The following is a 13,479-nucleotide window of genomic DNA, read 5'->3' as shown; positions in this document are numbered from 1 at the left end:
GTGCGAGTTGCGCGCCACACACTCGGCTGTCATCGCCCGATTTAATCGGGCGATCCAGTATTCCAGAGACAGTTTTGATTGAACCGAGAAGCCGCGGCGTACTGGGTCGCCCGGTCAAGCCGGGCGACGACAGTGGAGAGTGAGGCGCCGACGTCGCGCCTCACAGCGGAGCTTAGCGGCTAGCCGTACCGCCCGTGGCAGTGCTTGTACTTCTTGCCTGAGCCGCACGGGCAATCCTCGTTGCGGCCGACCTTGCCCCAGCTTGCGGGGTTCTTCGGATCGCGAAGAGCTGCGTCGGAAGCCTGCGCACCGAGCGTGACGCTGGCGAGCGCCATTTCGTCCTCGCCGGTGTTCGGGTCGAACTTGTGCGCTTCCATCGGCGGCAGCACGGGGGCTTCCTGCTCCGGCGGGACGATCTCGACCCGCATCAGCTGCGCCGTGACGGCCTCGCGCAGATGCGCGCTCATCTCCTGGAAGAGATTGAAGGCCTCGGTCTTGTACTCCTGCAACGGATCGCGCTGGCCGTAGCCACGCAGGCCGATGACCTGGCGCAGATGGTCGAGCATGATCAGATGCTCGCGCCAGAGATGGTCGAGCGTCTGGAGCAGAATGGTCTTCTCGACGTAACGCATCACGTCGGGACCCCATTGCCCGACCTTGGCCGCCATGTGCTCGTCGGCTTTGGTCTCGATGCGGGTGAGCAGCTCCTCGTCGGCGATGCCCTCTTCCTTGGCCCATTCGTCGACCGGCAGGTCGAGATCGAGCACGCGCTTCAGCTCTTCCTTCAGGCCGGCCACATCCCACTGCTCGGCATAGGCATGCTCGGGCACGTGCTTGGCGACGAGGTCGTCGATGAAGGCGTGGCGCATGTCGGTAACGGTCTCGGCGACGCTGTCGTCCTTCATCAGGTCGACGCGCTGATCGAAGATCACCTTGCGCTGGTCGTTCTGGACGTTGTCGAACTTGAGCAGGTTCTTGCGGATGTCGAAGTTGCGCGCCTCGACCTTCTGCTGCGCCTTCTCGAGCGCCTTGTTGATCCAGGGATGGATGATCGCCTCGCCTTCCTTGAGGCCGAGACGCTGCAGCATGCTGTCGAGGCGATCCGAGCCGAAGATGCGCATCAGATCGTCTTCCAGCGACAGGAAGAACTTCGAGCGGCCGGGGTCGCCCTGACGGCCGGAACGGCCGCGCAGCTGGTTGTCGATGCGGCGGGATTCGTGACGCTCGGATCCCATGATGTAGAGGCCGCCGGGCTTCTTCACGGTCTTGGCGGGCTTCGAACCCTTCGCCGGCTCGATCTCGACCTCTTCCTCGGCCTTCAGCACGATCTCGCGGAAGTGCTCGATGTCGGCCTTGATCTGCTCGATCTTCTTCGCCTTCTCCGCCTCGTCCTCGATGCCGGCAGTCTCCTGCTGGATCCGCATCTCGAGCGAGCCGCCGAGCTTGATGTCGGTACCGCGGCCGGCCATGTTGGTGGCGATCGTGATCGCGCCAGGCACGCCGGCTTCCGCGACGATATAGGCTTCCTGCTCGTGGAAGCGCGCGTTCAGCACCGCAAACAGTTTTGCCGGCTTGCCGGCGCGGGCCGCGGCGTACAGCTTCTGCATCGAATTCTCGTTGCCGAAATCGATCTGCCGGTAGCCGTGCTTCTTGAGGTATTCGGCGATCACTTCCGATTTTTCGATCGAGGCGGTGCCGACCAGCACCGGCTGCAGCCGCGCATTGGCACGCTCGATCTCGGCCAGGATCGCGGCGTATTTCTCGTTCTGGGTACGATAGACCTCGTCGTCCTCGTCGAGGCGGCCGACCGGCACGTTGGTCGGGATCTCCACGACTTCGAGCTTGTAGATGTCGAAGAGTTCGTCGGCTTCGGTCAGCGCCGTGCCGGTCATGCCGGCGAGCTTTTCGTACATCCGGAAATAGTTCTGGAAGGTGATCGAGGCCAGCGTCTGGTTTTCCGGCTGAACCTGGACATGCTCCTTGGCTTCAAGCGCCTGATGCAGGCCTTCCGAATAACGTCGGCCGGCCATCATGCGTCCCGTGAACTCGTCGATGATGACGACCTCGTCGTCGCGGACGATGTAGTCCTTGTCGCGCGTGAAAAGCGTGTGGGCGCGCAGCGCCTGGTTGATGTGGTGCACGACGGAAACGTTCTCGACGTCGTAGAGCGACTCGCCCTTGAGCTGGCCGGCGTCGCGCAGCAACGTCTCGATCTTCTCCATGCCACCTTCGGTCAGCGTCACCGTACGCTGCTTCTCGTCGACCTCGTAATCGGTCTTGTCGAGCTTGGGCAGGAAGCCGTCGATGGTGTTGTAGAAATCGGAACGGTCGTCGAGCGGGCCGGAGATGATCAGCGGCGTGCGCGCTTCGTCGATCAGGATCGAGTCGACTTCGTCGACGATGGCGTAGAAGTGCGGGCGCTGGACCATGTCCTCGAGCCGGTACTTCATGTTGTCGCGCAGATAGTCGAAGCCGTATTCGTTGTTGGTGCCGTAGGTGATGTCGCAGGCATAGGCCGCCTTGCGTTCGGCATCGTCCAGGCCGTGCACGATCACGCCAGTGGTCAGGCCGAGGAAGCCGTAGATCTGGCCCATCCAGCCGGAGTCGCGGCGGGCGAGGTAGTCGTTGACGGTGACGACGTGAATGCCCTTGCCGGCGAGCGCGTTGAGATAGACCGCGAGCGTTGCGACCAGCGTCTTGCCTTCGCCGGTCTTCATCTCGGCGATGTCGCCCTCGTGCAGCACGATGCCGCCGATCAGCTGCACGTCGAAATGACGCTGGCCGAGCGTGCGCTTGGCGGCTTCGCGCACGGTGGCGAAGGCCGGCACCAGCAGATCGTCGAGCGTTTTGCCCTCGGCGAGCTGTTTCTTGAACTCGACGGTGCGGGCCTTCAGTGCCTCGTCGGAGAGTTTCGAAACCTCCGGCTCCAGCGCGTTGATCGCGTTGACGCGGGACTGGTATCCCTTCACCCGCCGGTCGTTGGCGGAGCCGAAAAACTTGCGGGCGAGCGCGCCGATCATGCCTAGTTCCTGTGTTCGCGATTCAACCGCGTTGCAGCCAAGAAGTTGTCACCCCCCTGCCTATCAACTCACCGTGACGCCTGATGGCGACAGAGCCCGGACTGCGGGGGGTCATCCGCCATATGGGTGGGAATTGGGCAAGTCTGGGTTCAACGGCCAAAAACGCAGCAAAATAAACGCCATCGCCATGGTCGCGACCGGGCAGAGATATGGCCCGGTCAGGGCCTTGTCAACGGCGGGCGCATTGCGGCTAATTCATCATTTTGACAGACTTTTCGCGTTGCCAAGCCCCCCTGAATTGGGCGAGTGTCCGCCCCGCTAGAGCAGCCCCCTGCTTCAACAAAAGGATTTTCCATGACCACCTCGTTCCCGGTAACCAAAACCGGCCTGCGCTTCGGCCTCGCCACCGCCCTCGTGGGCTGCCTTGCGTTGGCGCTGATCGCGGGTCCCGGCCGGGCTGCCGACGATCCGGTGCTGGCGAAGGTCAATGGCGCGGAAATCAAGAAGAGCGACGTTGCCATGGCCGAGGAGGAACTCGGGGCGAGCCTCGCCCAGATGGACCCGGCGACCAAGGACGAGAACGTGCTGTCCTTCCTGATCGACATGAAGATCGTCAGCAAGGCTGCCGAGGACAAGAAGGTCGCCGACGGCGACGAGTTCAAGAAGCGCCTGGCGTTCGCCCGGAACCGCCTGCTGATGGACAGCCTGCTCGCCAACGAGGGCAAGGCCGCCACCACCCCCGACGCCATGAAGAAGGTCTATGAGGAGGCCTCCAAGCAGATCACCGGCGAGCAGGAGGTCCGCGCCCGCCACATCCTGGTCGAGACCGAGGACGAGGCCAAGGCGGTGAAGGCCGAGCTCGACAAGGGCGCCGATTTCGCCGAACTCGCCAAGAAGAAGTCCAAGGATCCGGGCTCCGCCGATGGCGGCGACCTCGGCTTCTTCACCAAGGAGCAGATGGTGCCGGAGTTCTCGGCCGTGGCCTTCACGCTGGAGCCGGGCAAGATCTCCGATCCCGTGAAGTCGCAGTTCGGCTGGCACATCATCAAGGTCGAGGAAAAGCGCAACCGCAAGGCGCCGGACTTCGAGCAGGTCAAGGCCCAGATCGAGCAGTACGTCACCCGCAAGGCCCAGGCCGACTACGTCGCCAAACTCCGCGCGGAAGCCAAGGTCGAGCGGACGGACCAGCCGGCAGCGGATGCCAAACCGGATGCCAAGCCGGCCGACCCTGCCAAGCCGTCCGACAGCAAGATGGCGCCCCCCGCGAAGAAGTAAGAATTCGCTGTCACTTCGCGGACGCCAATAGTATCTAACGTCGCAATGGCCGGGCAAATGCCCGGCCATCTGCATATCCAGACCTCACCAAGGCGCCCCGATGTCCTCCTCCGTCTCCCCGCTCGCCCCCAAAACTGTCCCCGACATGCCCGTGATCGCGGGCGTCCGCCTTGCGACGGCCGAAGCCGGCATCCGCTACAAGAACCGCACCGACGTGCTGCTGGCGGTAATGGACAAGGGCACCGCGGTCGCGGGCGTCTTCACCAAGTCGAAATGCCCCTCCGCGCCGGTGGAATGGTGCCGCGCCAAGCTGAAGGGCGGCAAGGCGCGCGCGCTGGTGGTGAATTCCGGCAACGCCAATGCCTTCACCGGCAAGACCGGACGCAGCTCCACCGCGCTGACCGCGAAGATCGCGGCCAAGGCGGTCGGATGCAGCGAGGGTGAGATCTTCCTGGCCTCGACCGGCGTGATCGGCGAGCCGCTGGACGCGACCAAGTTCGACGGTGTGCTCGGCCGGCTGGCCGAGACTGCCGAGCCCGGCGACTATCTCGCCGCGGCCAAGGCGATCATGACCACCGATACCTTCCCCAAGGTCGCGACCGCGACCGTCAAGCTCGGCAAGGCCAAGGTCACCATCAATGGCATGGCCAAGGGCGCCGGCATGATCGCCCCCGACATGGCGACGATGCTGTCCTTCATCTTCACCGACGCGCCGATCGCGCCGGCCGCCCTGCAAGCCCTGCTCAAGAGCGGCGTCGAGGACACCTTCAACGCGGTGACGATCGACGGCGACACCTCGACCTCGGACACGCTGCTGGCCTTCGCCACCGGCGCCGCCGCAGAGCACGGCGCACCAAAAATCAGCCGGGCCAGCGATCCCCGCCTGAAGGCCTTCGTGAAAGCCTTCAACCAGGTGCTCGCCAATCTCTCCGAGCAGGTCGCCCGCGACGGCGAAGGCGCGCGCAAGCTGGTCGAGATCACCGTGGAAGGCGCCAAGACCAAGGCGTCGGCGCGCAAGATCGCGATGTCGATTGCGAACTCGCCGCTGGTCAAGACCGCAATCGCCGGCGAGGACGCCAATTGGGGCCGCGTGGTGATGGCGGTCGGCAAGGCCGGCGAGCCGGCCGATCGCGACAAGCTCTCGATCTCCTTCAACGGCATCCGCGTCGCCAAGAGCGGCGCGCGCGATCCGTCCTATGACGAGGCGCAGGTGTCGGAAGCGATGAAGGCCCCGGAAATCGCGATCAAGGTCTCGCTCGGCCTCGGCAAGGGTCGCGACCGCGTGCTGACCTGCGACCTGACGAAGGAGTATGTCGCGATCAACGGGGATTACAGGTCTTAAGCGAACGCCGATGGCCGATCTCAAACTGACATTGGTGGTGGCCTGCGCGCTCGTCGACGCCGACAAGCGCGTCCTGATCGCGCAGCGCCCGGAGGGCAAGACGCTTGCGGGCCTCTGGGAATTCCCCGGCGGCAAGTGTGAGCCCGGCGAGCGGCCGGAGCAGAGCCTGATCCGCGAGCTGCACGAAGAGCTCGGCATCACCGTCGCCGAACCGTGCCTGGCGCCGCTGACCTTTGCGAGCTACGGCTTCGAGACCTTTCACCTGCTGATGCCGCTTTACATCTGCCGGCGCTGGGAGGGGCTGGTCACCCCGCGCGAAGGCCAGACCCTGGCCTGGGTCCGCGCCAACAAGCTGCGCGACTACCCGATGCCGCCCGCCGACATCCCGCTGATCCCGCATCTGATCGACTTGCTGATGTGAGTACGGACCTCATCCCGAGGAGCGCGGCACGCGCGTCTCGAAGGATGGCCACACGGCAAGAGCGGGGCCTGCATGGTTCTCGCGGCGATGCGAAGCATCGTCCGCTAAGCGCGCCTTACGCGCCTCCTCACCATGAGGATCACTCCTTCCCCGCCTTCTTCACCGCCTCCGCCAGGCTCGCCTTGGCCGACCCCGGCTTCAGCGGCTGCTGCTGGCTCGCATGCGGGGCCCAGCCGGAGAGCCAGATGATGTCGAATGTCGCACGGATGCGGCCGTCGGCATCCGCAAAGCGTTCGGCGTAGATTTCGGCCATCCGCAGCAGCGTCGCGCGGGGCGTCGGCGTGCGCCGCCGCTCGATCAGCACATTGGCCGCGCCCATGCGGCGGAGATCCTGCATCAGCGCAAACGCATTGGCGTAGCGCACCACCACGCGGTCAACATCGGTGACCGGAAGTGCAAAGCCCGCCCGCTGCAACAGCGCGCCGATGTCGCGCAAATCCGCGAACGGGGCCACGCGCGGCGACACGCCGCCGTCGCATTCGGCCTCCGCCGCGGCAAATGCCTGCCGCAGCTCCGTTAAACTGTCGCCGCCGATCATCGCTGCGAGCAGCAATCCGTCCGGCTTCAGCGCACGCCGCACCTGCGCAAGCACCCCCGGCAGGTCGTTGACGAATTGCAGCGCCAGCGCCGAGACGACGAGGTCGAGACTTTCCGGGGCAAAGGGCAGTTTTTCCGCGCCCGCTTCGTCGAGCGCGATCCGCCGAAGTGATGGCGGCCCCGTGAGCCCCTCTCCGGGCGTCCAGAGATCGGCCGCAGCGTGAAACTCCCGCATCACGGCGGCCAGCCGGTCGGTCATGTCCTCTGCAACACGATCGAGCAGGAATGTCACCTCGCCCTGCGCATGTGCGCGCCGCTGCCGCGCATGCAGCAATGCGCGATCGAACAGAGCGGGCGGGGTTTGCGGGTTCTGGGCCATGCCGCTGGTTACGCCGATCACGACCGCCATGGCAATCTCCTCTCTCGTGTCCCGGCTCTACAGCGCACCGCACCGGACGATGCTTCGCATAGCCGGGAGCGCTGCGCTGCGTCCGGGGCGCGAGAGTGTGGCTTGAGCCCCCGTAAACAGAACGCTAGCCTCTCCCCATGGAAGCCGACGCCGCCCCCACCCGCTCCATCGCCGCGCCGTTGCGTGCCGCATGGACGGCCGGCCGCCACGTGCTGTCGCGCGCCGCACGGCTCGCGCTCGACATCGCGCTGCCGACACTGTGCGTGTCCTGCCGCGAGCCCGTCGATGGCGAGGGCGTCTGCGCGGCCTGCTGGGCGCGGCTGTCGTTCATCGAACGGCCCTATTGCCCGCGGCTCGGCATTCCCTTCGTCTATGATCCCGGCCCCGAGATGCTGTCGATGGAGGCGATCGCGAGCCCGCCGGCCTACCAGCGCGCACGCGCGGCGGTGCGCTATGACGACGTCGCGCGCACGCTGGTGCATGCGCTGAAATACCAGGACCGCACCGATCTGGCGCCGGCCATGGGCCGCTGGATGGCGCGCGCGGGCGCCGAACTGCTCACCGGAGCCGACATGCTGGTGCCGGTGCCCCTGCATTGGCGCCGGGCGTGGCGGCGCCGCTACAACCAGTCCGGGGCGCTGGCGCGCATCATCGCGCGGCAGAGCGGTGTCAGGGTGCGCGGTGAAGTACTGCGCCGGGTGCGCGCCACCGAGCAGCAGATTGGCCTGTCGCGGACCCAGCGCGCCACCAATGTGCAGGGCGCATTCCAGGTATCCCCCGACCGCCAGGCGGAAATCCAGGGCCGCCGCATCGTCCTGATCGACGATGTTCTGACCTCGGGGGCGACGCTGGACGCCTGTGCGCGGGCCCTGCTCCGCGCCAAGGCGGCCCAGGTGGACGTGCTGGTGTTCGCCCGGGTTGTCGAGAGCGGCCCCCGTCCCATATAATTCAATGACTTCATGACATGAGAGCGCCACACGACATGACCGACGCTGTCGAAATCTACACCAGGCCGGGCTGTGGCTATTGTTCCGCCGCCAAATCGCTGCTGACCCGCAAGAAGGCAACCTTCACGGAGTTCGACATCGCCAGGAACCCGTCCTGGCGCGAAGAGATGTACGACCGCGCCGGCGGGGGCTCGACTTTCCCGCAGATCTGGATCGGCGGAACCCATGTCGGCGGTTGCGACGAGCTCTATGCGCTCGACCGCGAGGGCAAGCTCGACGGCCTGCTCGAAAGCGTAAAGGCGGTGTCATGAGCGAGGATCGCACCTTCACCGCCGCGATGATCCAGATGCGCACCGGCCTGATGCCCGAGCCGAGCCTCGCGCAGGCCACCAGACTGATCCGGCAGGCTGCGGCCGATGGCGCCGATTACGTGCAGACGCCCGAAGTCAGCAACATGATGCAGCTCAACCGCAAGGCGCTGTTCGAGCACCTCCAGAGCGAAGAGGACGACACCTCGCTAAGGGCCTATTGCGCGCTCGCGGCCGAACTGAAGATCCACATCCATGTCGGATCGCTGGCGCTGCGCTTCTCGCCGGAGAAGGCGGTCAATCGGTCCTTCCTGATTGGCCCCGAGGGCAATGTGCTCGCGAGCTACGACAAGATCCACATGTTCGACATCGAGTTGCCGGACGGCGAGAGCTATCGCGAATCCGCCAACTACCAGCCGGGCGAGACCGCCGTGATCTCCGACCTGCCCTGGGGTCGCGTCGGGCTGACGATCTGCTACGACGTGCGCTTCCCCGCGCTCTACCGCGCGCTGGCCGAGAGCGGCGCGTATTTTATCACGGTGCCGTCGGCCTTCACCCGCAAGACCGGCGAGGCGCATTGGCACATCCTGCTGCGCTCGCGCGCGATCGAGACCGGCTGCTTCATCTTCGCAGCGGCACAGGCCGGCCTGCACGAGAACAAGCGCGAGACCTATGGCCACTCGCTGATCATCGATCCCTGGGGCGAGATCCTCGCCGAGGGCGATGTCGAGCCCGGTATCATCATGGCCAAGATCGACCCGGCCAAGGTCGAGACTGCCCGCCGCGCGATCCCCTCGCTCCAGCACGGCCGCCGCTTCGGCGTCGCCGATCCCAAGGCCGGGCCGGACCATCTCCACCTAGTGCGGGGATCGGCATGATCCGCTACGCGCTCCACTGCGACCGAAGCCACGCATTCGAAAGCTGGTTCCAGAGCTCGTCGGCTTATGATTCGCAGGTGAGGCGCAAGCTCGTGACTTGCCCGATCTGCGGCTCGGCCAAGGTCGAGAAGGCGATCATGGCCCCGCGGATCATCGGCAAGAAGGGCCGCGGACGGGCGACGCCGCCGCCGGAGCCGGCCTCAACGCCTGCGCCCGAGGCTGCGCCGTCGGGACCGACCTCGCTGATGATGGCGCAGGAGCGCGAGTTGCGCGCCAAGCTCAAGGAGCTGCGCGATCACATCGTCAAGCACGCCGACAATGTCGGCGAGCGCTTTGCGAACGAAGCCCGCGCGATGCATTACGGCGACAAGGAGCACCGTCCGATCTATGGCGAGGCTTCGCCCGACGAGGCCAAGTCGCTGATCGACGAAGGCATCGAGGTGTCGCCGCTGCCGACGCTCCCGGAAGATAGGAACTGACAGTTCGCGCTTTCCGTCATGGCCGGGCATGACGGTGGGTGCGGCTAAACTCCCACCAGCAACGCGACTCCAACCACGATCAGCGCGATACCAAAAATCTCGCGCGGCGCGATCGGCTGCTTGAACGAGTAATACGCCACGCCTTGCGCGAACAGCACCTCGATCAAAGCGAGCGTGCGGACGTTGGCGGCGGCCGTCAGCGCGAAGGCCAGGAACCAGAATTGCGAGGCGAACGCGCCCATGAAGCCTGCGAGCAGCGACGGCTTCCACAATCCCAGGATCGACTGGAGCACCTTTGGCGCGCGCCAGAGCAGATAGATCGTCAGCACCAGCGTCTGCACGAACAGACCGAGCACCAGCGTGAACGACGCCGCCGTCACGAAGGAGACATCAGGCACGTTGATGATCGCGCCGCGAAAACCGACCGCTGACAACGCGAACGCCGCAGCCGCGACGAGACCGGTGATGGTCGGCTTCAGCTCGGCAAAGCTCTTCTCGCCGCCGGGCCGCAGGGCCGTGATGACGACGCCGACAGTCGCGATCACGATCGCCAGCACCTTGAGCCAGGTGAGATGATCGCCGAGGAAGACGAAGCCGAAAATCGCGGTCTGGATCGCCTCGGTCTTGAGGTAGGCCGTCGTCACCACGAAGGAGCGATCGTTCATCGCGAGCAGCATCAGCCCGGTCGCAACGATCTGGCTGAGCGCCCCGAGCAACAGCCAGGGCCAGAACACGGTCGGCGGCATGCCGAGGTGATCACCGGTCGCGACCAGCACCACGCCCAAAAACAGCAGCGAGAACGGGAAGCCGAACAGGAAGCGGATATTGGTCGCGCCCCAGGTCCCCAGCGGCTTCGTCAGCGACCGCTGCATCGCATTGCGCGCGACCTGGCCTAGCGCAGCAATGACGGTGAAGGGAATCCAGAGGCTGGCGATGGTGAGCATGCGGGTGGAGCGGTAGGAGGGGAAGCCGTGGCCAACCTGCCGCTAGCGGCGAAGCAGGTCAATCACGCCCACGTCATGGGTGCGATGCTCGCGCCTCGCGTACCCCTCACACCATCCCTTCCGCCACGACCATGTAGTTCACGTCCATATCCGACGAGAGGGCCCATTTGTCGGCGAAGGGTGAGTAGACGACGCCGGTCTGCTCGGTGATGACGAGACGGTTGTCCAAAAGATACTTCGTCAGCTCGTCGGGGGTGACGAACTTGTTCCATTCATGGGTGCCGCGCGGCAGCCAGCGCAGGACGTATTCGGCGCCGACGATGGCGAGCGCAAAGCTCTTCCAGTTCCGGTTCAGCGTCGAGACCACCATCAGCCCGTTCGGCTTCAGCAGCGCCGCGCAGCGCTTGAGGAAAACGCCGACATCGACGACGTGCTCGACCACTTCCATCGCCAGCACGATGTCGAAGCGCTCGCGCGGGTCGATCTCCTCGACCGTGGTGCAGCGGTAATCGATCGACAGATGGCTCTTGTCGGCGTGCAGCTTCGCGGCGGCGATGTTGCTCACCGAGGGATCAACGCCGATGACCTGGGCGCCGAGGCGCGACAGCGGCTCGCACAACAGGCCGGCGCCGCAGCCGATGTCGAGCACGCGCAGGCCGCCAAGACAGTTGAGGCTGCGCACGTTGCGCTCGAACTTGCGGCAGGCGGCGTCGCGGATGTAGCCGAGCCGCAGCGGGTTGATCCGGTGCAGCGGCGCCATCTTGCCGTTGGGATCCCACCACTCGGCCGAAAGTTTCGAGAATTTCGCGATCTCGGCGGCGTCGACGGTCGAGCCCGGCTGCGGGCTTGCGGTTGCGGAAGTATTTTGCTGCATGCTCATGGTTAGGCGCGGTCCTACCGCGTGGTGATCGAACTACGGAAGGCGAGCGGCGTGTCGACGGTCGTGATCTTTTCGATCCCCTCGCCAACGCCGCGAATCGTCACGTCGCCGTAGTTGAGAATACGTCCAAGAATCGACTGGTCGACGTCGACACTCTCGACCTTGTCCAGCGCCATTTCAAAGGTCCGGCGCTTGATGAACCCCGTCTTGTGCACAACCCGCAAGTTGGTGACGTCGGTCTCGGTCGTGAAGCGATGGAACCAGCCCTTGATGGTCCAGTAAAGGGCGGCCAGAGCTACGACGCCGGCGGCTATGAGGCACAGCACCCTGAGGCCATCGGCCGTGGCCTGCGGCATCAGGACGAGAAAGGCGAGAGCCACGATCCAGGCCACGATGGCCGGAAAATAGAAGATCCAGTGCGCATTGGTCGAATACAGCACCCGCTCGCCCGGTTGCAGGATCTCGTCGATATAACGCGCCATGATCTCGGTTAACCCATACCCCCAAGCCAGACCTTAGGTCGGACCTTACCCTGCCCCCGCAGGAACCCGCTTGCCCCCGGCCCCGCCGCTATGTATACGCGCGGTCGGTGTCCGCCGGCACCCGTCCGGTGCGGGTCACCATACTGATCCTTATGAGGGAATGCACGCGTCGTCATGAGCCGCCTCGTGATGAAATTCGGCGGCACGTCCGTCGCCAATATCGAACGTATCCGCAACGTCGCACGCCATGTGAAGCGTGAGGTCGACGCCGGCCATGAAGTGGCCGTGGTCGTCTCGGCGATGTCCGGTAAAACCAACGAGCTGGTGGCTTGGTGCACCGAGGCCTCGCCGATGCACGACGCGCGCGAATACGACGCCGTTGTCGCCTCCGGCGAACAGGTGACGTCGGGCCTGCTCGCCATCGTGCTTCAGGGCATGGGCATCCAGGCCCGCTCCTGGCAGGGCTGGCAGATCCCGATCAAGACCAGCGACGCCCATGCCTCGGCCCGGATCGAGGACATCGACGGCAGCGAGATCATCAAGCGCTTCCGGGAGCGCAAGGAGGTCGCGGTCATCGCCGGCTTCCAGGGCATCAATCCCGAGACCAATCGCATCACCACGCTCGGCCGCGGCGGCTCCGATACCTCGGCCGTGGCGATCGCCGCCGCCGTCAAGGCCGACCGCTGCGACATCTACACCGACGTCGACGGCGTCTACACCACCGACCCGCGAATCGTGCCGAAGGCCCGCCGCCTCGACAAGATCGCGTTCGAAGACATGCTGGAACTGGCCTCCCAGGGCGCAAAAGTGCTCCAGGTCCGCTCGGTGGAACTCGGCATGGTCCACAACATGCCGATCTTCGTCCGCTCGAGCTTCGACAAGCCCGAGGATATCGACCCGCATGCCAACCAGCCGCCCGGCACGCTGATCTGCAGCGAGGAGGAGATCATGGAAAGCCACGTCGTCACCGGCATTGCCTTTTCGAAGGACGAGGCCCAGATCTCGGTACGCCAGATCGAGGACAAGCCCGGCGTGGCAGCGTCGATCTTCGGCCCGCTGGCGGATGCCAACATCAACGTCGACATGATCGTGCAGAACGTCTCCGAGGACGGCAAGACCACCGATCTCACCTTCACGGTGCCGGCGGCCGACTACACCCGTGCCAAGGACACGATCACGGCCGCCAAAGGCAAGATCGGCTATGCCCGGCTCGATACCGCCACCGACGTCGCCAAGATATCGGTAATCGGCAGCGGCATGCGCAGCCATGCCGGCGTCGCCGCCCAGGCGTTTTCGGCCCTCGCCGGACGGAATATCAACATCCGGGCCATCACAACCTCCGAGATCAAATTCTCGGTTTTGATCGACACCGCCTATACCGAGCTCGCAGTACGCACCCTGCACACGCTCTACGGTCTCGATCAGGCCTAGACGAATTTTCTCTTAGCGGTCGCAGCAAACGCGAAGGTGTACACACCTTCGCGTTTGGCAGGCGTT

Annotated in this window: 13 protein-coding genes; 8 read left to right on the top strand and 5 right to left on the bottom strand. The window is 65.1% G+C overall.

Annotated features, from left to right (window positions below; translation table 11 throughout):
- Positions 1 to 179: 179 nt before the first annotated feature.
- Positions 180 to 3,020 (bottom strand): preprotein translocase subunit SecA, encoded by a 2,841-nt coding sequence (gene secA / locus AB7245_RS03130; RefSeq protein ID WP_231143790.1) that lies wholly within the window; start codon positions 3,018 to 3,020, stop codon positions 180 to 182.
- A 354-nt stretch (positions 3,021 to 3,374) separates the two neighbouring features.
- Between secA and AB7245_RS03125 the strand changes: the two genes are divergently transcribed.
- The 3 genes from AB7245_RS03125 (at position 3,375) to AB7245_RS03115 (ending at position 6,058) form a co-directional block, all read left to right on the top strand.
- Positions 3,375 to 4,295, top strand: a complete 921-nt coding sequence (locus AB7245_RS03125) for a peptidylprolyl isomerase (RefSeq protein WP_063980581.1) — start codon at positions 3,375 to 3,377, stop codon at positions 4,293 to 4,295.
- Positions 4,296 to 4,395: 100 nt separating this feature from the next.
- Complete coding sequence (gene argJ, locus AB7245_RS03120) at positions 4,396 to 5,637, top strand: bifunctional glutamate N-acetyltransferase/amino-acid acetyltransferase ArgJ (RefSeq protein WP_063980580.1); 1,242 nt, start codon at positions 4,396 to 4,398, stop codon at positions 5,635 to 5,637.
- A 10-nt stretch (positions 5,638 to 5,647) separates the two neighbouring features.
- Positions 5,648 to 6,058: a (deoxy)nucleoside triphosphate pyrophosphohydrolase gene (locus AB7245_RS03115; protein ID WP_439033886.1), complete on the top strand. Its 411-nt coding sequence runs from the start codon at positions 5,648 to 5,650 to the stop codon at positions 6,056 to 6,058.
- Positions 6,059 to 6,197: 139 nt separating this feature from the next.
- On the opposite strand, the gene AB7245_RS03110 is transcribed toward AB7245_RS03115, so the two are convergent.
- Positions 6,198 to 7,064, bottom strand: coding sequence for a methyltransferase domain-containing protein (locus AB7245_RS03110; protein WP_063980579.1), 867 nt, complete (start codon positions 7,062 to 7,064; stop codon positions 6,198 to 6,200).
- A gap of 137 nt (positions 7,065 to 7,201) precedes the next feature.
- Between AB7245_RS03110 and AB7245_RS03105 the strand changes: the two genes are divergently transcribed.
- Genes AB7245_RS03105 through AB7245_RS03090 form a run of 4 tightly spaced genes read left to right on the top strand, consistent with a single transcriptional unit; the run spans position 7,202 to position 9,676 of the window.
- A complete protein-coding gene (locus AB7245_RS03105; protein WP_354131656.1) occupies positions 7,202 to 8,011 on the top strand; it encodes a ComF family protein in 810 nt (269 codons plus the stop codon).
- A 35-nt stretch (positions 8,012 to 8,046) separates the two neighbouring features.
- Complete coding sequence (gene grxC / locus AB7245_RS03100; RefSeq protein WP_063980577.1) at positions 8,047 to 8,322, top strand: glutaredoxin 3; 276 nt, start codon at positions 8,047 to 8,049, stop codon at positions 8,320 to 8,322.
- A complete protein-coding gene (locus tag AB7245_RS03095; protein WP_354246735.1) occupies positions 8,319 to 9,197 on the top strand; it encodes a carbon-nitrogen hydrolase family protein in 879 nt (292 codons plus the stop codon). The genes grxC and AB7245_RS03095 overlap by 4 nt, the downstream gene beginning before the upstream one ends.
- Positions 9,194 to 9,676, top strand: coding sequence for a DUF1178 family protein (locus AB7245_RS03090; protein WP_439033885.1), 483 nt, complete (start codon positions 9,194 to 9,196; stop codon positions 9,674 to 9,676). The genes AB7245_RS03095 and AB7245_RS03090 overlap by 4 nt, the downstream gene beginning before the upstream one ends.
- Positions 9,677 to 9,720: 44 nt before the next feature.
- Here the strand turns inward: AB7245_RS03090 and AB7245_RS03085 are convergent, their stop codons facing one another.
- The 3 genes from AB7245_RS03085 to AB7245_RS03075 all read right to left on the bottom strand — a co-directional run bounded on the left by AB7245_RS03085 (position 9,721) and on the right by AB7245_RS03075 (position 11,982).
- On the bottom strand, positions 9,721 to 10,620 hold the full coding sequence (locus tag AB7245_RS03085; RefSeq protein ID WP_439033884.1) for an EamA family transporter: 900 nt from the start codon (positions 10,618 to 10,620) through the stop codon (positions 9,721 to 9,723).
- 106 nt (positions 10,621 to 10,726) lie between these two features.
- Complete coding sequence (ubiG, locus tag AB7245_RS03080) at positions 10,727 to 11,500, bottom strand: bifunctional 2-polyprenyl-6-hydroxyphenol methylase/3-demethylubiquinol 3-O-methyltransferase UbiG (protein ID WP_354118577.1); 774 nt, start codon at positions 11,498 to 11,500, stop codon at positions 10,727 to 10,729.
- Between the two features lie 14 nt (positions 11,501 to 11,514).
- Positions 11,515 to 11,982 (bottom strand): PH domain-containing protein, encoded by a 468-nt coding sequence (locus AB7245_RS03075; protein WP_071908493.1) that lies wholly within the window; start codon positions 11,980 to 11,982, stop codon positions 11,515 to 11,517.
- 174 nt (positions 11,983 to 12,156) lie between these two features.
- On the opposite strand from AB7245_RS03075, the gene AB7245_RS03070 reads away from it, so the two are divergent.
- The gene (locus tag AB7245_RS03070; protein WP_063980571.1) at positions 12,157 to 13,413 is read left to right on the top strand and encodes an aspartate kinase; all 1,257 of its coding nucleotides are present in this window, start codon (positions 12,157 to 12,159) and stop codon (positions 13,411 to 13,413) included.
- Positions 13,414 to 13,479: the final 66 nt, after the last annotated feature.

Source organism: Bradyrhizobium sp. 604_D8_N2_3 (assembly GCF_051810765.1).
GTDB lineage: Bacteria > Pseudomonadota > Alphaproteobacteria > Rhizobiales > Xanthobacteraceae > Bradyrhizobium > Bradyrhizobium barranii.
The sequence above is the reverse complement of the archived record's forward strand: the minus strand, read 5'-3'. Positions and strand labels throughout refer to the sequence as shown.